This window comes from Parapedobacter composti, from assembly GCF_900112315.1.
GTDB classification, from domain to species: domain Bacteria; phylum Bacteroidota; class Bacteroidia; order Sphingobacteriales; family Sphingobacteriaceae; genus Parapedobacter; species Parapedobacter composti.
Window position 1 is genome coordinate 577,423 of record NZ_FOLL01000001.1, and the last position, 19,577, is coordinate 596,999.

Annotated in this window: 17 protein-coding genes; 10 read left to right on the forward strand and 7 right to left on the reverse strand. The window is 49.8% G+C overall.

What is annotated here, in order from left to right; genetic code table 11:
* Nucleotides 1-5: 5 nt before the first annotated feature.
* Entirely contained in the window at nt 6-764 is a 759-nt protein-coding gene (locus tag BM030_RS02120; RefSeq protein WP_090970556.1) for a TrmH family RNA methyltransferase, read from the reverse strand.
* 5 nt (nt 765-769) lie between these two features.
* Here BM030_RS02120 and tamL point away from each other — a divergent pair, with 5 nt between their 5' ends.
* A complete protein-coding gene (tamL, locus tag BM030_RS02125; RefSeq protein ID WP_090970558.1) occupies nt 770-3,118 on the forward strand; it encodes a translocation and assembly module lipoprotein TamL in 2,349 nt (782 codons plus the stop codon).
* Here tamL and BM030_RS02130 read toward each other — a convergent pair.
* Complete coding sequence (locus BM030_RS02130; protein ID WP_090970560.1) at nt 3,115-3,654, reverse strand: hypothetical protein; 540 nt, start codon at nt 3,652-3,654, stop codon at nt 3,115-3,117. The two genes, tamL and BM030_RS02130, sit on opposite strands and share 4 nt — an antisense overlap.
* A gap of 116 nt (nt 3,655-3,770) precedes the next feature.
* Between BM030_RS02130 and BM030_RS02135 the strand changes: the two genes are divergently transcribed.
* From BM030_RS02135 to BM030_RS02150, 4 genes are all read left to right on the forward strand, one after another.
* Complete coding sequence (locus tag BM030_RS02135; RefSeq protein ID WP_090970562.1) at nt 3,771-5,264, forward strand: gluconokinase; 1,494 nt, start codon at nt 3,771-3,773, stop codon at nt 5,262-5,264.
* Between the two features lie 15 nt (nt 5,265-5,279).
* Nucleotides 5,280-6,599, forward strand: a complete 1,320-nt coding sequence (locus BM030_RS02140; protein WP_244518611.1) for a gluconate:H+ symporter — start codon at nt 5,280-5,282, stop codon at nt 6,597-6,599.
* Nucleotides 6,600-6,678: 79 nt separating this feature from the next.
* Nucleotides 6,679-6,897: a hypothetical protein gene (locus BM030_RS02145; protein ID WP_090971013.1), complete on the forward strand. Its 219-nt coding sequence runs from the start codon at nt 6,679-6,681 to the stop codon at nt 6,895-6,897.
* Between the two features lie 90 nt (nt 6,898-6,987).
* The gene (locus BM030_RS02150; protein WP_090970564.1) at nt 6,988-7,659 is read left to right on the forward strand and encodes a GDSL-type esterase/lipase family protein; all 672 of its coding nucleotides are present in this window, start codon (nt 6,988-6,990) and stop codon (nt 7,657-7,659) included.
* On the opposite strand, the gene BM030_RS02155 is transcribed toward BM030_RS02150, so the two are convergent.
* The 3 genes from BM030_RS02155 to BM030_RS02165 form a co-directional block, all read right to left on the reverse strand.
* Nucleotides 7,656-8,084: a CBS domain-containing protein gene (locus BM030_RS02155; protein ID WP_090970566.1), complete on the reverse strand. Its 429-nt coding sequence runs from the start codon at nt 8,082-8,084 to the stop codon at nt 7,656-7,658. The genes BM030_RS02150 and BM030_RS02155 overlap by 4 nt on opposite strands.
* Before the next feature lie 85 nt (nt 8,085-8,169).
* Nucleotides 8,170-8,595, reverse strand: a complete 426-nt coding sequence (locus BM030_RS02160; protein ID WP_170845606.1) for a hypothetical protein — start codon at nt 8,593-8,595, stop codon at nt 8,170-8,172.
* Between the two features lie 93 nt (nt 8,596-8,688).
* Nucleotides 8,689-9,315 carry a SprT family zinc-dependent metalloprotease gene (locus BM030_RS02165; RefSeq protein ID WP_090970568.1) on the reverse strand — a complete coding sequence of 209 codons (627 nt, stop codon included), beginning with the start codon at nt 9,313-9,315 and terminating at the stop codon, nt 8,689-8,691.
* A gap of 103 nt (nt 9,316-9,418) precedes the next feature.
* Between BM030_RS02165 and porD the strand changes: the two genes are divergently transcribed.
* The 3 genes from porD to BM030_RS02180 are packed head-to-tail and all read left to right on the forward strand — an operon-like array spanning nt 9,419 to nt 12,844.
* Nucleotides 9,419-10,297 (forward strand): type IX secretion system protein PorD, encoded by an 879-nt coding sequence (gene porD / locus BM030_RS02170; RefSeq protein ID WP_090971017.1) that lies wholly within the window; start codon nt 9,419-9,421, stop codon nt 10,295-10,297.
* A 9-nt stretch (nt 10,298-10,306) separates the two neighbouring features.
* A complete protein-coding gene (gene recN, locus BM030_RS02175; protein ID WP_090970571.1) occupies nt 10,307-11,971 on the forward strand; it encodes a DNA repair protein RecN in 1,665 nt (554 codons plus the stop codon).
* 54 nt (nt 11,972-12,025) lie between these two features.
* A complete protein-coding gene (locus BM030_RS02180) occupies nt 12,026-12,844 on the forward strand; it encodes an enoyl-ACP reductase FabI (protein ID WP_090970573.1) in 819 nt (272 codons plus the stop codon).
* Nucleotides 12,845-12,908: 64 nt separating this feature from the next.
* On the opposite strand, the gene BM030_RS02185 is transcribed toward BM030_RS02180, so the two are convergent.
* Together BM030_RS02185 and BM030_RS02195 are read right to left on the reverse strand one after the other, a co-directional pair.
* Nucleotides 12,909-13,328 carry a hypothetical protein gene (locus BM030_RS02185; RefSeq protein WP_090970575.1) on the reverse strand — a complete coding sequence of 140 codons (420 nt, stop codon included), beginning with the start codon at nt 13,326-13,328 and terminating at the stop codon, nt 12,909-12,911.
* Between the two features lie 549 nt (nt 13,329-13,877).
* Nucleotides 13,878-16,427, reverse strand: coding sequence for an ATP-dependent Clp protease ATP-binding subunit (locus tag BM030_RS02195; RefSeq protein ID WP_090970581.1), 2,550 nt, complete (start codon nt 16,425-16,427; stop codon nt 13,878-13,880).
* Nucleotides 16,428-16,696: 269 nt separating this feature from the next.
* On the opposite strand from BM030_RS02195, the gene ettA reads away from it, so the two are divergent.
* Nucleotides 16,697-18,382: an energy-dependent translational throttle protein EttA gene (ettA, locus tag BM030_RS02200; RefSeq protein ID WP_090970583.1), complete on the forward strand. Its 1,686-nt coding sequence runs from the start codon at nt 16,697-16,699 to the stop codon at nt 18,380-18,382.
* A complete protein-coding gene (locus tag BM030_RS02205; RefSeq protein WP_090970585.1) occupies nt 18,382-19,575 on the forward strand; it encodes a PAS domain-containing sensor histidine kinase in 1,194 nt (397 codons plus the stop codon). The genes ettA and BM030_RS02205 overlap by 1 nt, the downstream gene beginning before the upstream one ends.
* Nucleotides 19,576-19,577: the final 2 nt, after the last annotated feature.

The following is a 19,577-nucleotide window of genomic DNA, read 5'->3' on the forward strand; positions in this document are numbered from 1 at the left end:
TCATTTTAAATTGCTCCCATTTTCCCGTTTCTCGCCAGCTCGGCGCAGACGATTGCGGTGGAGACTGCCACGTTGAGGGATTCGGCACGACCTATCCGCGGTATGGTGACGGGGTGGCGGATGTGTTTCAGTACTGCTGCACTGATACCATTGCCTTCATTGCCCATCACAATCAGCCCTTCGTGGCCGAACGCCGTTTCATACAGCGGGGTGCCGTTCAGCACGGTGCCAAAAACGGGTACGGGAGCATCGCGGACCAGTGCCGTAATATCGGTATAGTGTACCTCTATCCGGGCCAATGAACCCATGGTCGCCTGCACCACTTTGGGATTATAAACATCCACGCAATTCGGGGAGCAGATGACCCGGCGAAAGCCGAACCATTCTGCTGTGCGGATGATGGTGCCTAAGTTACCGGGATCCTGGATGTCGTCCAGGATCAGATGGAACGTGTTCCGCAGGGCATCCGCGGTAAGCGGCGGATACGAAGGGATACGTACGAGGGCCAGGACCCCTTGCGGTGTTTTCAGGGCGCTGATACGTTCCAACGTTTCGCCACTAACCTCATCCGATTTTATATTTTGCGGGATTTTAATCAATTTTGCAGCCGCTTGAGGGGTGTAAAAAATGTGTTGCACGATATAATCGGACTGGAGAAATTCCGTTACGGACTTAATACCTTCGACGATAAATAAGCCATGTTCCCGCCGGAATTTTTTGTGTTGGAGCGAGGTGACGGTACGGATTTGCGGTTTTGAAAGCATTATTAATGGATAAACGGAACAATCTTTTTGCTTATGCAAGTATAATGCTTTTGTTGATATTATCTGCATCTTGCCGTTCCACCCGTTTGCTGAGCGAAGACCAGGCGCTGATCACAAAAACCGAAATTACCGGGATTGACCCGCAATTCCAGGAACAAGCAGAGGGGTATATACCGCCTGATATGCGGCCCAATTCCCGTATCAATCTATTTGTTTATAATCTTGCCAATGCTAAAAAGGGGCGTTACCGTACTCAAAATATCCGTAACGTGGGCGAAGCTCCTCATCTGCTGGACAGTGCGGTAGTAGATTATGCCGCACAGCAGATCCACCGCTACCTGATGTCAAAAGGCTATTTCAATGCAAAAGTAGACAGCAGAATCATCCGGAAAGGGAAACGGGCCCATGTTTTTTTTAATGCTGAACCGGGGGCGCCGTTTTTACTGCGTAACGTGGCTGTTGATATTGCCGATCCGCAATTGGCCGGCTGGTATGCAGAACGGCAACGCAGCGATCCGGCCATCCGGCCGGGGGTGCGCTATGACGCGGATTCCCTGGTGGCTGAACGCGAGCTGATTTACCACCTGATGCGTCAACGGGGCTATTATGATTACCTTCGGCAATATATGCGGGTGGATGTAGATACAGGTCTGAATAATAACCAGGCCGACATCCGGCTTATCGTGGATAACCCCGAAGGGCAGGAGGCACACACGAGACATACCATCGATAGCAGTTTTGTGGTGGTGCGGCATGATCGGCAAGCATTGAACCTGCCAACGCCTGAAAAAAAACTACTGCCGGGGGGAATTCACTTTGAAGATGCCACCGGCCGTTTCAAACCAGATCCCATTGCACGCTACCTTTTCCATAAACAAGGTGACATCTATAACGTAACGATGGAAAACCTTACTTATGACCGGCTGTATGAGTTAAACGGATTCCGAAGCGTTAAAGTCACCTATACCAAGCCGGATTCTGCCCGCCTGAATATGCATTACGAGCTGATCCCGCGCCCCTATATGGGTAATCAGATTGAGGGTGAATATATGTTCAACGCGGGAATGAGCGGGTTCAATATCGGAAACACCTTTACACACCGCAATCTGTTTGGAGGGCTGGAACAGCTGGAGGTAAAGCTTCGTTACGGCGTGTTGTTTGACTCGCGGTTGTCTGGCAATCTGTTTAGCCGGGTGTTTAATAACGATTTCCAGGTGGGGGTCAATATCACGGTGCCGCGGCTGATTACGCCCTTTGCGGTATCGCCCACGGGCCGGAATGGTTTGTCGCGGACGGTTTTTTCTTCAAACCTGCAATCATTTGATCAGCACCGTACGTATTCCAACAGGTATTTCAGCAATACCATTTCGTATCATTGGTACGACACCCGCTTTAAACAGCATAGCCTGACACCCCTGGTACTGGAATACCGCTATGGTCAGCTGAACGCCGATTTTGCCCAGCGGCTTATCGATCAGGGGTTCCTGCTTTACGTGAGAAGCAATAACCGGGCTTATTTCGGACTGGGGTCGCAGTATGCGTATACAGTGAATGCTCCACGGTTAACCCAATTGGCGGATTTCATGTATTTCCGCGGCGCATTGGATTTGAGCGGGAACTTGCTTGGTCTTGCCAGCCAGGTGATTAACTTCAAGCAGAACGAGGACGGCGAGAAGGAGTTTTTGGGCGTTCCTTACCTGCAATACGCCAAATTAGAAACGGATATCCGCCTGTATAGGTATTTCGGCGGCAACAGGCAGCTTGTTATCCGCCTCAACCCGGGAATTGCCGTCCCTTATGGAAATAACTCCAGCCTCCTTATTTTTGAAAAAAGTTTTTATGGTGGCGGGATGAACGGCATCAGGGCTTGGCAGGCCCGTACATTGGGGCCGGGCAATTATAACCGGGAGGTGGTGGATCCCGGTCTGCGCCTTAACTTACGGAATCTTGACCAATTGGGTGAAATAAAACTCGAAGGGAATATCGAATACCGGTTCAAACTCCTAAACGATGTTTTTGGTGCGAAACTGAAGGCGGCGTCATTTGCTGATTTCGGTAATATCTGGCGCATCCGGGAAAACGAGCTGAATCCTGGCGGCGAGTTCAGGTTCGATAAATTTCTCGGACAAATAGCCATAGGGGCGGGGGCAGGGTTGCGGTTCGACCTGGATTATTTCGTCGTACGCCTGGATGCTGGCATTAAGGTGCGCGATCCGCAGTTTAACGGGGCCAAGCAGTGGGTCATCTCCGAATTGTTCAACAGCCGTGAATTCAAGGAACAGTACCGGGTAACCAACGCTCCGGATCGCTATAATTTTATCCAGTACAATTTCGGTATCGGTATGCCGTTTTAACGGTTGGCCAGCGACTTGATACCGTGAACAATGGTCTCAAAGATACTCTCCAAATCCAGTCCTTTGCTATAATTGAAAATAAACAGCCCTACTAAAACCAAGATGGCCAGCACCATCAGCCGTTTGAAAAGGTAAGCCACCAATAAAATAACGGCAGGTATCAGTATCAGATAATACCAACTGATGGCAATGGGGTTAAGCCCATCGGCCGTCTTCCATATGAAATACAACCGGCCGTGGGAACCCTGCTGGTTTCTGTGTTTGATGAATACGAATGCCGAAGTTTCGATGGGGTTGGGCGTTACGGCAACTCCTTCATTGAACTTCAGCTCCTGCTGAAAGCCGTTAATGGTAAACTGGTAGGTGCCCGAAACCGATTCCATGGGGTTTTCCTCGGCATCGGTGGCGATGATGGCTAATTTGCCGTTTTTGATGAGGTTTTCCTTAACGATAAAGTGATTGATAATATGGTCGGGCTGTGCCAGTAGCAGCGCAGGCGATAGGAGACTAACCAGCAGGTAAAGGACTTTTTGCATACCTAAGGAGGTTGTTTGGACGTGCAATGTTAAAGAAAAAACGCAAAAGTTCTGCATTTTTCTATATTTGTGGGTAGTGCACATGCTAACGCACTTTTCCAATTAGAGCTATTCCAATGGATTACATCATAGGCGTGGATATTGGTACTTCTGGCACAAAGGCTGTAGCGTTTGACGGCGGGGGCGATATTATCGGTAGCCACTATGTCGGCTATCCCCTGCTTAACCCGCAATCGGGGTACTTCGAACAGGAGCCGGAGGTGTTGTATGCCGCGGTCATGGAATCTGTGTCCGTTGTGGCAAGGTCCGTAATAGCTGCCATTTCGGGGAGTCGGCTGTTGGCGGTGAGCTTCAGTAGTGCCATGCATGGCCTTATTGCGGTTGATGGGAGGCATCAACCGTTGACCAACTGTATCACGTGGGCAGATACGCGGAGCGAATCCTTTGCGGACGGCCTGAAGGCAACAGATGAAGGTCTTGACATTTACCGGAAAACGGGGACACCCATACACCCCATGTCACCTTTATGTAAGCTGTTGTGGATGCGTGAAAGTCTTCCCGGGGTATTTGAGGCTGCTCATAAATTCATATCCGTCAAAGAGTATGTGTTTTTCAGGTTGTTCGGGCGTTACGTGATTGACGAATCGCTTGCATCGGCCACGGGGCTGTTCAATATCCATACGTTTGACTGGCACGTGCCGGCGTTGGAACTGGCCGGGATTTCCTGCGAGCAGCTTTCGGAACCGGTGCCCATTACCTATACACTTTCGGGGCTGGATACGGAGCAAGCGGCGCAGTTGCACATCCCGGCAGACACGCCTTTTGTTGTGGGCGGAAGCGATGGCTGCCTGGCCAATTTGGGCGCGCAAGCGGTTCGTGCGGGTGACGCGGTGGTGACTATCGGAACGAGCGGGGCCATTCGGATGTCCACAACCTCGCCAAAAACCGATAAAATGGCCCGTACATTTTGCTATGTGCTTACCAGAACGCGTTTTGTTTCGGGGGGTGCCATTAACAGCGGTGGGGTGGTTTTGCGGTGGTACAAGGACAATTTCGGCCTTGCCCATGCTTCGGAAGAAGAGGCATACCGGTTATTGGCCGAAGAAGCCGCTGGTGTGGCCGCCGGGGCCGGAGGATTGGTATTTCTGCCGTATCTCGCGGGTGAACGTGCGCCCCATTGGAACGCAGCCGCAAAGGGGATGTTTTTCGGCGTGCAGATGCATCATCGCAAAGCCCACTTTACGCGGGCGGTTTTTGAGGGGATTGTGTACAGCCTTTATAGCGTAGGCCGCGTGCTGGAAGAAACCGGAGGTCCTATTAATGCTATCCACGCCAATGGCGGGTTCGCTCGATCCGTGTGGTGGGTGCAACTGCTGGCAGATGTGTTCAATAAAGAAGTATATGTGCAACAGACGGTGGAAGGCGCCGCCAAGGGCGCTTGGTTGGTAGCCTGCAAGGCGCTTGGAAACATGACCGATTTCGATGATTATCTTCGTGTTTCTCCCGTGGGTGCAGTTTTCCGTCCAGATGCTGCCGCGCATGAGGCTTATATGGCCAATTTCGGTACATTCCAACGATTGTACGACAGCGTTAAAGCCATGTTTTATTAAATTAAAATAGAAGAGATGATGCCCATTCTTATCGTTGCCGGTGGCGTACTGCTGCTGTTACTGCTGATTATGGTATTAAAGGTCAATCCCTTCTTTTCGCTGCTTATTTCATCGTTGGCAATAGGTATGGCGCAGGGCATGGCGTTTACGGATGTAATAGGTTCCATTGAAAAGGGAATGGGCGGAACATTGGGCCCGCTATCCATGATTCTGGGTTTCGGGGCCGTATTGGGCAAACTCATAGCCGACGGTGGTGGTGTACACCGGATATCCACCGGGTTAATCCAGACTTTCGGTGTAAAAAATGTTCAATGGGCTACTGTAGCTGTGGGATTTGCTGTGGGTATTCCTATTTTTTACAACGTGGGCTTCGTTATTCTGGTGCCGTTCGTTTTTGCCATAGCTGTGCAGACCCGTTTACCGCTTATTTATGTGGGCCTGCCGATGTTAGCCGCGCTGTCAGTAACGCATGGCTATTTGCCGCCGCACCCCGGGCCCTCGGCTATTGGTACACTTTATCAAGCCGATATGGGATTGACGCTTATTTATGGGGTTATTGTTGCGATACCGGCCATCATTCTGGGTGGAGTGTTTTTTTCGCGTACATTGACGCATATCCGGCCTAATCCGCCAGCACAGTTCATGGAAATAGAGATTTTGCCGCCCGATAGCATGCCCAGCTTTTGGGTTAGCTTATTCACGGGATTGCTGCCCGTCCTGCTCATTGCCTTAGCGTCATTCTTGTCCGGATTGCTGCCGCCGGATGCTATCTGGCTGTCCATCGTGTCACTCGTGGGCCACCCGGTTGTGGCATTGCTGGTTGCCGTGTTTGTAGCGGTGTATACGATGGGCATTGCGCGGGGAAAGTCAATGAAGGCTATCATGGCCAGTGCGGAAGAGGCCATCCGTGGTATCGCGATGATCTTATTTATCATAGGTGCTGCCGGTGCGTTTAAGGAGGTGCTGGTGGATAGCGGGGTAGGCAACGCCATCGCCGCGTGGGCCGGCGAATTGCCACTTTCGCCGCTGGTGTTGGTCTGGGCTATTGCGGCGGCCATCCGGGTAGTACTCGGATCTGCCACAGTAGCCGGATTGATGGCCGCGGGAATTGCCCTTCCCTTAATAAATGCCACCCATACGAGCGCTGAACTGATGGTGTTGGCTACCGGAGCCGGCTCGCTCATGTTTTCGCATGTCAATGATACCGGATTCTGGATGTTTAAGGAATATTTTGGCCTGAGCGTACGGGATACTATCTTGTCGTGGTCGCTCATGGAAACCATCGTATCGGTGGTGGGGCTGCTTGGTGTGCTGGTATTAGCCGCCTGCATATAGCGGTAGGAAGGGATTTTGTGCGATTTGTTTGCATAAGCCTTTATTATTTTTGTATTTTTGGCTCCAAAATGAAACGTATATGGCTACTACTTTAGAAAAAACACCTGCGAGGAAAACAGATAACAATGCCAACAAAACGCATTATTACGTTACGCTGGCCGTTGCAGTTGCCATCGGAATGGCCGGAACGTTTGTCCGTTTCATCGATGATTCCGTGCTGCTTTCTGCCATATCCAATATTTTGCTTGCGGTGGGCTGGTTTATTGTATTCCGCGTAGTGTTCCGCATCATGAAATAGTGCTGCTGTAGCAGCTTTTCAATATAGGCAACACCCGGTTTCAATGCCGGGCTTTTTTTATCTTTACCGCTGCTAACAGCGTGAATAACCATGCATAACTTTAAAACCCTAATAGTACTGCTGCTGCTGGGCTGCCAGCTACCGCCGCTTGCCGCACAACAACAGGAACGTTATCCTTTTGAAAACCAAGTAATTGTTTTTCGTGATATTGATCGCAAGGCGCCCCCCGAACCGGGCGGAACGCTGTTTATCGGCAGTTCTTCTATCCGGAGATGGGTGGATTTAGAACGGCGGTTTGCCGGAGCAAACATAATCAGAAGGGGGTTAGGTGGGTGCCAGCTGGCCGATGTCGTGGAATTTTATATGGATTCGGTCGTATACCCTTACAAGGCAAATAAAGTTTTCGTGTATGCCGGTGAAAATGATATAGCCAACGGTAAGTCACCTGAAGAAGTGGCTGCAACATTTGAGCAGTTATACAAGCTTCTGCTTCGCGCCAATCCTGATGTACGGGTGTACTTCCTTTCCATCAAGCCTAGTAACCGGCGGTTAAAATTGACCGATTCGTTCGTCAAAGCAAACCAGCTCATCGAGCGTTTTCTGGGCGATCAGGAGAATGGCGAATATATCGATATGGGTACCGTACTGATGGGAAAAGACGGCAAGCCCGATAACGGTTTTTTTGCCGAAGATCGGTTGCATCTCAATGCGGCGGGTTATGACCTCTGGGAGGCTATTATCAGGCCTTATGTGATACCCTAACTGTTGATGTAGCTTTCCAGTTGACTGATCGTCTGTTGTTGATCTTCAATGATATGCTTCACGAGATCACCAATGGAAACCATTCCTACAACGCGGGAGCCGTCAACTACGGGCAAATGCCGGAAGTGATTCTCGGTCATTAATTGCATACAGCGATCCATAGATTCCTGTAACGTAATGGTTTGCGGATGCGTTGTCATCACTTCATGCATTGGAGTATCCCTGGATGATTTGCCCTGAAGGATTATCTTACGTGCATAATCCCGCTCGGTGAAAATGCCCTGCAACAGGTCGTCTTCAATAATCAGGAGCGCACTGATGTTCCTTTCCATCATGATGTTCAAGCCGTCAAATACGGAAGTGTTTGGTGTAACCGAATGGACGGCGGCGGGTTTGTTGTCGAGGATGTGTTTTACCGACTTCATAAGCCCTGGGATTTTAAGTGAATAATTTGGCTACTTTACACAGTAGGATAAAGTTAGCCAAATTATTATTAAATCCAATGTTTTTTTACCACCTCGGCCACACATGCCATGGGATACGCGATAGGACCAGTATCAGTCCGATGGCATAGAATACCAATACGCTGGCATTCTGCTTAGCGGGTGTGTCCAAACGTTTGGCTCTGGAATACCCGACAGTAATGAGCACAACAGCTATCAGCATAATTAACGGATGTTCAAGGAAATACAGGCGGGCGATGCTGTCTTTCATGGCCTCTCCCGAAATATTTCCGTACCCATAGGGCGAAACAAAATAGGTGATGATACCTACCAGAAACTGCAGGTGCGCACATATCAGTCCCAACAACGCCATCTTGCGGTTATACGGCCGTTTTTGCAGATATGCGAACAGCACGTAAAGGATAGAAATGATCAATCCGGCCAATAATACATAAGCCAGTGTGGAGTGCAGGTGTTTGATTCCCGTGTACATAGTTGTTGTAGTTAAGCTGTCAAGTTGTTAATATAGTATAGGTAATTTGTCTCTTCGCATCTGCATAAAATATGGGCTAAAATACGGAAAATATTAAGATAATGCCTGCTCTTTTAGCACGATTACTTCGGCTATGGGGCTGAACAGGTACAGCCGCTGGGTCTTGACCTCGATGCAGCGGTACCGTTTTCTAATTTTCTCCATTTTCTGGAAAACCCTGCCGTTTTTCAGGGCAAAATAGGTGTTAGGGGGGAGCTGCTCCACCGTATGTGTCTTTTCCGGGCCGGTGTCGTATTGCCTTAGCACCCGGAACAGGTGCAGATCAGTACAGCTGGAGGCCGCTGGATTATCCATGTATTTTACAATAGCGACTTGGACGTCATCCGGAAACACGCCTGACCGGATAAACGGTTGCATAAGCTGCCTGAAATTGGCCTTCCATTCTTCACCATGAGGTTTTACACGGTTTTTGTAGGCGTTCCAGGTCTTCAGGTGCGCAAACTCATGTACCGAAGTGATCAGAAAAGCAAAGGGATTCAGGTTGTGGTTTACGGAAATACGGTGGCCATGCCCGTTCTGGGGCGGCCGGTAATCCCCGAATTTCGAAGATCGGCCCCTGCTTATGCGGAACACGCATCGGCTGTCATTGATCCAGCGGGAGATAATAGGCGCGGCTGCGGCTGGCATGTATTTACGCAATTGTGCACTGTAATCCTGCATGGTGCAAACTTAAAACAATGGCGTAAGTATTCATAGAAATATGCCTATCTTTGGCCATAAAATAATCTTGGTATATATGCTGGTTAAGCGATTTTTGCTTATCATGTTTGTGATGACTGCCACATGCTGTGTAATGGGCCAGGACCTGAATGCACGGGTGGAAATCCTTTCACCGCAGGTGCAGAATACCAACAAACGGGCGCTGGATGTACTGCGGAAAGCCATATCCGACTTTCTCAACAATCGTTCGTGGAGTGCCAATCAGGTGCGGCCGGAGGAGCGTATTGATTGCAGCTTCGTAATTACCATCAATGCATGGGACGGGTCGTCCAACTTCACGGCGCAGGCGCAGATTGTCTCCACCAGGCCTGTTTTCAACACAACCTACAACAGCCCGGTATTGAGTATTTCGGACCAGCATTTTAACTTCAGCTACACCGAAGGGCAACTGATGGATTATTCAGACCAGCAATATATGAATAACCTGACTTCCCTGTTGGCTTTTTATGCATATATCATTGTGGGATTGGATGCCGATACTTTTGAGCACAATGGCGGCACCCCGTTTTATACCGCGGCGCAGAATATTGTGAATTATGCCCAGAACACGGGATTCAGCGGTTGGCGATCCATGGAGGAGCTGAATAACCGGTTTTGGCTGGTAAACAACTTGCTTGATCGCCGTTATCAGCCAATACGTGATTTTTTATATAGTTTTTCCATGAAAGGGCTGGATACCATGGCAGAGAATGCCCAGCAGGCCCGTAAAATGATGCTGGATTTACTGCCCCTGTTGCAGAAGGTGGATAGACTGGCGCAGGGAGCCGTATTCAACCAGGTTTTCTTTACGGCGAAATCCGATGAGCTCGTTGGCGTATTCAGCGGTATGGGACCGCAGGAACGCGTCCAGGCTTATAATATACTTGCTGAAGTAGATCCGGCCAATGCAGGTAAATACGAGCGTTTACGTAATAGCAGATAGTAATTACTTATGTTGACCCGCCTGTCCATCCGAAATTATGCATTGATCGATTCCCTGGATATCCATTTCGATAATGGCTTGAATATTCTTACCGGAGAAACCGGTGCCGGTAAATCCATCATCATGGGGGGGCTATCACTCATTCTCGGCCAGCGGGTGGAAAACCGCTATTTCTTCAATCAGGACAAGAAGTGCGTTATCGAAGGTTACTTCGACGTGTCAAACTATGAACTGGACGGGTTTTTCCGGCAGTATGATTTGGATTACGAACGGGAGACCATCATGCGTCGTGAAATCAGCGTGGATGGCAAGTCACGGGCATTTGTCAATGACACACCGGTAACCCTCCAAGTGCTGAAAGCGTTGGCCGAGAAACTGATCGATATCCATTCCCAACATGCCACGCTTCAGCTGAATACGGAGGCGTTCCAGTTATTGACGTTGGATAGCGTGGCCCGGAACCGGCAGGTGCGGGAACGCTACGCGGAAAAATACCATGCGTATAACAGGCTGGTGACCCGTCTGTCGGCCATGAAAGCTGAAGCCCAACAAGCCAATACGGAAGCCGATTACCAACAGTATCTATATGATGAACTGGCTAAAGCTAATCTTGAAGCGGACGAGCAGGCCCGGCTGGAAGCTGAGCAGCAACAGCTTGAACATGCCGAAGAGATTAAGCGCAGCCTGTATGGGGCGGTTTATGCGCTGCGAGATCAGGAAATCAATGCCACGGCACTGCTCAAGGAGGCCCTGCATCACATACAGCACGCTGAACGTTTTATGCCGGCCATGGAACCGCAGGCCCAACGGCTGGAAAGCTGTTTTATTGAATTGAAGGATTTGGCCGAAGAAGTAAGCCGTATCGAGCAGTCGGTGGTATTAGATGAAGTCCGCCTGCAGGAAATCAGTGAGCGGCTAAGCCTGCTTTATGCGCTTCAACAGAAACATCGGGTGGATGGCGTGGAAGCGCTGATTGACCTGCGGGAGCTGTTGAAAGCGAAGCTGGAGGCGCAATCATCCAACGAAGCGGAAATCCAACGGCTGGAGGCCGAGGCGGAACGGTTGAAAACCGAGACATTGGAACTGGCTGCCCAGCTCAGTGATAGCAGGCACGCTGTAGTACAGCAGGTGGAAGATCAGGTGGCTGGAACATTACGCGAAGTGGGGATGCCCCACAGCACGCTTCGTATACAGATAAGCAGGCTTGGCGATTCGGCCCTGCGCGAAAGCGGACAGGATAAAGTGGAATTTTTGTTTTCCGCCAACAAGGGCATGGAGCCGCAGCCCGTAGGAAAGGTGGCCTCTGGTGGGGAACTTTCACGGCTGATGATGGCTATCAAGTCATTGATAGCCAAGACATCGGCGCTGCCAACAATTATCTTTGATGAGATCGATACCGGAATTTCCGGAGAGGTAGCTCTGAAGGTGGCCGAAATCATGGAGCGACTGGCGCAGCACATGCAGGTGATCGCCATTACGCACCTTCCGCAGATTGCTTCAAAAGGGAATGCTCATTTTAAGGTATATAAAATAGAATCAGCCGATAAGACGGTAACCAATATTGCTCAACTGACGAATGAAGAGCGGGTAGTTGAATTGGCACAGATGCTCAGCGGGGCCAATCCTGGCGAAACCGCTTTGCAGCATGCCGCGGAATTATTAGGCGGACGCTGATGTCAGGAAAAAAACGTTATTTTTACCCAATTTTTATTGACAAACTGATAAACTATGTCGCATAACCTACTGAAAGGAAAAAAGGGAATCATCTTCGGCGCACTGGATAACAAATCCATAGCTTGGAAAACCGCGCAACGCTGTGTAGCAGAAGGGGCAGAAATCGTGCTTACCAACGCGCCCGTGGCGCTACGTATGGGGACCATCCGGCAGCTGGCCGAGGAATGTAACAATGCACCGGTGATTCCGGCGGATGTGACCAGCAACGAGGATATTGAAAAACTATTTGACCAGACGTTGGAGCATTTCGGTGGAGGAATTGATTTTATCCTGCACTCCGTGGGAATGAGTCTAAATGTGCGCAAAGGCATCCACTACACGGAAAATAACTATGATTTTATGCACAAAGCGTTTGATATCTCTGCCATCAGCCTGCACCGTGTGCTGGCGACGGCGATGAAGAAAGACGCCATCAATGAATGGGGCTCTGTTGTTGCGCTCACTTACATTGCCGCACAACGTGTATTTCCCGACTATAACGACATGGCCGATGCCAAAGCGTTGCTGGAGAGCATTGCCCGCAACTTCGGCTACCAATACGGTGTGAAGAAGAAGGTGAGGGTAAACACCATCAGCCAGTCGCCCACGCAGACCACGGCCGGTTCCGGCGTAAAAGGTTTCGGTGATTTCATTTCATATGCCGAAAAGATGTCGCCGCTGGGTAATGCCACGGCCGATCAGTGCGCGGATTATACCGTGACGTTGTTTTCGGATCTGACGAAGATGGTTACCATGCAGAATCTCTTCCATGACGGAGGATTTTCCTTTACGGGCGTTAGCGAAGCTGTTATTACTGGGATGGGGGAAAGGTAGCGCGGAAAAAAGCTATTCCATAAAAAAGCGGCATTAGGCCGCTTTTTTATGGTGTAGTTCGTAACTATTCGATATAATCAGTTTCCATCAATACAATCTTGATGAATACATAATCGGGTGGCGTAATCGATACACCTGGGTCGGCCAGTGGGTCCTGCCCGTAAATGGTGATCCTGCCTACCCTATAGTTTACGGAATAAGCAATTTGGTCAAAGGTGGCGGGCAAGATGTCGTACGTGCTTTCGTCGTCCTGACTCATGGAAATCTGCACACCGCCCTGGTTCATGAAGTAGCTGTCAAGTTCCGGTAGATTCAATTCCAGCCAAATCTGTGATCCATCGGTATTCCACTCATTTGCTGCCCTTTCGTAAACAAACGATTTGTTGGGGTTGGGATAATAATTCTCGATAACTTCGGTTTTTCTACAGGAAGACACGCCGAGGATTACTATGAATCCAACGACCGGGGTAAGGTACTTTTTCATACGCGGTTGCTTTAGTAAATAATTCAGTTGCCTATTCCTTTTATGGTATGACAACGCATAGCACAGAATGGTTTAGTACAATAATTGCACCAAGAAAATGTTACAATAAAAAATCCCCCCGTATCAGTATCCCGCGGCTTCCAGGTTACCTTTTTTGTACTATTTCTATACCATTTCTATATCATTTCCTTACCTCTTCCATACCACAGGCTTACCTCTTGTATACCATTTCCTTACCATTTCCTTACCATTTCCTTACCGTTTCCTTACCGTTTCCTTACCAAATCCTTACCATTCGTCTACCTTCGGGGTAAACAACAGGTAGGCCTGCGGTATGTTTACGGTAAGCAACGGTTAAGTTTGCTATGGGGAAGCATCGGGGCACCCGTAGGTGCGGCAGCCGCTCCCGGCCGGTTTCAAGTGGATCCGGCACGCCCGGTGAAAACGGGGTGGCTGACAGCCATTAAAACAAAAGAAGGCGTCCTTTTTCAGGACACCTCCTATCTATGTACGTTACTGAACATTTGGTTGCCGCCGTAGGCGATGCCGTTATTCGTCTTTCTTTTCTTCGGCCAAATCAGAAGGCCGTGACGAACCACCGTCCCCGTCCTGCACGTTGACCACGATTTCACCCTTGGCTTTGTCGTAGTCAACTTCCAGCGTATTACCTTCAGTGACCACTCCCTTGAGGATCTCCTCAGCGATGGGGTCTTCCAGGTACTTCTGGATGGCCCGCTTCAACGGACGGGCACCGAAATTGCTATCAAAGCCTTTCTCTGCTATGAACTCTTTCGCGGCCTCCGTCAGCTTAATGCCGTATCCCAATGCATCTATGCGGGTGAATAGCGATTTCAGCTCGATGTCGATAATCTTGAAGATATGTTCTTTGTCCAGTGAATTGAACACTATCACATCGTCGATGCGGTTGAGGAATTCGGGGGCGAACGCGCGTTTCAGCGCATTTTCGATAACGCTGCGCGAGTGCGACTCGGCTTGCTCAAGCTTGGCCGATGTGGCGAAGCCCACACCTTGGCCGAAATCCTTCAGTTGGCGTGCACCGATGTTGGAGGTCATGATCAGGATGGTATTCCGGAAGTCTACCCGCCGACCGAGGCTGTCCGTAAGCTGGCCTTCGTCGAGAACCTGTAACAGGAGATTGAATACATCCGGATGCGCCTTCTCAATCTCATCAAGCAACACCACGGAATACGGCTTACGCCGGACTTTCTCCGTCAGTTGTCCGCCTTCTTCGTAGCCCACGTATCCCGGAGGCGCGCCTACGAGCCGTGAAATGGCGAATTTCTCCATGTATTCACTCATGTCAATCTGAATGAGCGAATCCTCGCTGTCAAACATGAAGCGGGCCAGCTCCTTGGCCAGTTCGGTCTTACCGACACCGGTGGGCCCCAAGAAGATAAAGGACCCAATGGGCTTCTTGGGATCTTTCAACCCTGCCCGGGTGCGTTGTATGGCCTTAACCAGTTTTTTAACAGCCTCATCCTGTCCGATAATGCGCCCTTTCATCGATTCACCCATCGTCAGTAGCTTTTGGCTGTCAGATTGTCCAACACGCTGTACAGGAATGCCCGTCATCATAGACACTACCTCGGCCACATTGTCTTCGGTTACCGTATACCGCTTGGTTTTGGTTTCGGCTTCCCAAGCTGTTTTTTCGTGTTCCAGTTCTTCCAGCAGGCGTTTCTCCGTGTCGCGTAATTTGGCGGCTTCTTCATACTTCTGGCTGCGCACCACCTTGTTTTTCTCGATTTTGATTTCTTCTATCTTCTGCTCAATATCGATGATACTTTGCGGTACGTGGATGTTGGTGAGATGTACGCGCGATCCAGCTTCATCCAGGGCATCGATGGCCTTATCCGGCAGGAAACGGTCGGTAATGTAACGTGTGGTCAATGTGACGCACGCCTCAATGGCTTCCGGCGTATAGTTCACGTTATGGTGTTCCTCGTACTTCTCCTTGATGCGGTTAAGGATTTCTATTGTTTCATCGTGCGAAGCCGGTTCAATCATCACTTTCTGGAACCGGCGATCGAGTGCGCCGTCTTTTTCGATATACTGACGATATTCGTCAAGCGTGGTGGCACCAATGCATTGGATTTCTCCACGTGCCAGGGCCGGTTTAAACATGTTGGACGCATCAAGTGAACCCGATGCACCGCCGGCACCCACGATGGTGTGGATTTCATCGATGAACAGGATCACGTCCGGCGATTTCTCCAGCTCGTTCATGACGGCTTTCATCCGTTCCTCAAATTGGCCCCGGTATTTCGTGCCAGCAACGAGCGATGCCAAATCAAGCGTTACCACACGTTTGTTGAACAGCACACGGGAAACTTTACGTTGTACGATGCGCAGCGCTAAGCCTTCGGCTATGGCCGATTTTCCTACGCCCGGTTCACCGATAAGTATCGGGTTGTTTTTCTTCCGGCGCGAAAGGATTTGCGATACCCGCTCGATTTCCTTTTCCCGGCCTACAATGGGGTCCAACCGCCCTTCTTCGGCAGCCTTGGTCAGATCCCGGCCGAAATTGTCCAATACCGGGGTTTTGGATTTGATGTCCGAAACTTTCTTCGGTTGGCTGAAATGATCGTCCTCTTTGAAATCATCGTCACCCGCGGTCGAGCCTGAGGCTTGATCCGTAATACCGGCCTTGTGCTGCTCCACGTCGGCCTTGAATACATCGTAATTAATGTCGTATTGCTGCAATATCTGCGATGCAATGTTGTCTTCATCGCGTAAGATGGACAACAGCAGGTGTTCGGTACCAATAACATCACTCTTGAAGATTTTGGCTTCAAGATAAGTGATTTTCAGTACCTTTTCAGCTTGTTTGGTTAATGGCATGTTGCCTATCGGCGCGCGGGACATCGATGATCCCTTAACGGCATCTTCTATGGACTTACGGAGTTCCGTAGTGTCAATTCCTGCTTGCTTCAATATCTTGATGGCCATGCCGTCTCCTTCACGGATAAGGCCCAGCAACAAGTGTTCTGTGCCGATATAGTCGTGCTTCAACCTGATGGCTTCTTCTCTGCTGTATGAAATCACATCCTTTACGCGAGGCGAAAATTTTGCTTCCATGAATTCTACCTTTCTTTCTTCTTGTTATCTGCTAGGATGCGATAAATGTATAAAAAATTATCGCTTATGCCCTTACTATTTGTGTAACTTTTATCAACAATTGAGCCACACACACAAATATAACATTTTGTCAGTTCTCATGAAAGGTTTGTTGCATGATTGTGACTGTACCCCAATTAATTTCAAGAGCGGCCAAGCGCTTGCTAAAGTTGGTATGTTGGTTTAATATCGTTATTTTTGCCCGGCTCGCACGCTCTAAAAAACTAAGCATGGCTGACGAAAAAATCATATTCTCCATGGCGGGGGTTAGCAAAATCTACCCGCCCCAGAAACAGGTCCTCAAAAACATCTATCTTTCGTTTTTCTATGGCGCCAAAATCGGTGTCATCGGCTTGAACGGCTCCGGTAAATCATCGCTGCTGAAGATTATCGCGGGTTTAGACAAATCTTACCAAGGGGAGGTGGTTTTTTCGCCAGGCTACAGCGTGGGCTACCTGGCGCAGGAACCCGAGTTGGATGCCGGAAAAACGGTGCGTGAAGTGGTGGAAGAAGGGGTAGCGGAAATCGCCGCGCTCCTGAAGGAATACGAGGAAATCAACGAAAAATTCGGCTTACCGGAAGTATATGAAAACCCCGATGAGATGGATAAGCTACTGGCCCGTCAAGGGGAACTGCAGGATAAGATTGACGCGTCAGGGGCATGGGAAATAGATACCAAACTCGAACGGGCCATGGATGCATTGCGCTGCCCTGAGCCGGACCGCAAAGTAGCCACTTTGTCAGGAGGGGAGCGCCGGAGGGTGGCATTGTGTCGGTTATTGCTGAAAGAGCCGGATGTGCTCTTGCTGGACGAACCCACCAACCACCTGGATGCAGAATCAATCGATTGGTTGGAGCAGCACCTTCAGCAGTACAAGGGTACGGTAATCGCGGTGACGCACGACCGGTATTTCCTTGATAATGTTGCCGGATGGATTCTGGAGCTCGATCGCGGAGAAGGGATTCCATGGAAGGGCAATTATTCTTCGTGGCTCGATCAGAAGGCCAAGCGGTTAGCACAGGAAGAAAAATCCGAAAGCAAGCGGCAAAAGACGCTTGAACGAGAACTGGAATGGGTGCGCATGGCGCCCAAAGCCCGTCATGCTAAGTCCAAAGCCCGTTTGCATAACTACGAGAAGCTGGCTTCAGAGGAGACCAAGGAGCGGGAAGAGAAGCTGGAACTGTTTATCCCGCCGGGGCCGCGCTTAGGCAACGTGGTCATAGAAGCGCACGACGTGACCAAAGCATACGGTGATAAGATCCTGTTTGAAAACCTGAGCTTCTCCTTGCCGCCGGCAGGTATCGTGGGAATTATCGGCCCGAACGGTGCCGGCAAAACCACGCTCTTCAGGCTCATTACGGGGCAGGAGCAACCCGACAACGGCACATTCCGCGTGGGTGAAACCGTTGCGCTGGGATATGTAGACCAAATGCATGACGATTTGGATGCGGAAAAGACCGTATGGGAAAACATCACCGGTGGGAACGAGAATATCCAATTGGGCAATAGGTTACTCAATTCCCGTGCCTACGTATCCAAATTCAACTTCAACGGGGCCGATCAGCAAAAAAAGGTAGGTGTGCTGTCCGGCGGTGAGCGAAACCGCGTCCATCTGGCTATCACGCTGAAAAAAGGTGCCAACGTGCTGCTGCTCGACGAGCCGACGAACGACATTGACGTGAATACGCTGAGGGCGCTGGAAGAAGGATTGGAAAACTTCGGAGGATGTGCAGTAATCATCTCGCACGACCGGTGGTTCCTCGACCGCATCTGTACACATATCCTGGCATTTGAAGGGGATTCACAGGTGTATTTTTTTGAAGGCAACTATACCGAATACGAAGAAAACCGGAAGAAACGCCTGGGCGATGTGACACCGAAGCGAATCAAATATAAAAAATTGGTTAAAGGGTAGTGGATACCGCCAAATTACTGAAAGCCATTATCGACAATGCGATCGATGGTATTATTACCATTGACCGTAATGGCATTGTCGAATCCATAAACCCGGCGGCTTTGCAGCTTTTCGGGTATACGGCTGATGAGGTTATCGGTGAGAATATCTCCATCTTGATGCCCGAGCCGGATCGCAGCAATCACGATTCATATATCGAAAATTACCTCAGGACGGGCAGAAAAAAAATAATCGGTATTGGCCGTGAGGTGAGGGGGCGAAGGAAAGACGGCAGTACGTTCCCTTTCCGGTTGGCGGTAAGTGAAGTGTTTTATGATGATAAATTGGCGTTCACAGGCTTTGTGCATGATCTGACCAAGGAAAAGGAAGCGGAGGAAAAGCTGCTCCGCCATATGGAAGAGCTGGAAGTTACGGTAAGCAACCGGACGAAGGATTTGATTAAGCTGGTGTCTGAACTGGAAAAGGCCAAGTCTGAGGTGAGCCTGTCGTTGGAAAAAGAGAAAGAGCTTAGCCAATTGAAGTCGCGCTTCGTTTCCATGGCGTCGCACGAGTTCCGCACGCCGCTCAGCGCGGTGCAACTTTCCGCGTCGCTTATTGAAAAATATATCGAGAAGCCCGATCGGGATAATGTGCTTAAACACACCGGTCGGATCAAGAATTCAGTGCAGTTGCTCACCAGTATCCTGAACGATTTTCTGTCGCTTGAGCGGCTGGAGGCCGGTAAGGTGTCGGTGCGTAAAGAGCCCATCAACCTGGTGGAACTCGCAGAGGAAATTGCCGAAGAAATGCAGCTGGTTTGCAAGGCAAACCAGCATATTGTATACCAGCACACGGGATCGACCGGCACGTTTATCCTGGATGGTAACTTGCTGAAAAATTGCATCATCAATCTGATCTCCAACGCTATAAAGTATTCCGGTGAAAACACCTTCATTGAATTCAATACGGAAATCAATGGGGATACGTGCACGGTTGTGGTAAAGGACGATGGTATCGGGATACCGGCCGGCGATCAAAAGCAGTTGTTCGAACCGTTTTTCCGGGCCCACAATACGGGGAATATTCCCGGTACAGGCTTGGGACTCAACATTGTAAAACGGTATGTTACTTTGATGGGGGGAACGGTGAGCTGCCAGAGTGAACAGGATAAGGGAACAATCTTTACATTGGTATTCCGTGATAACGAAACGTAAAC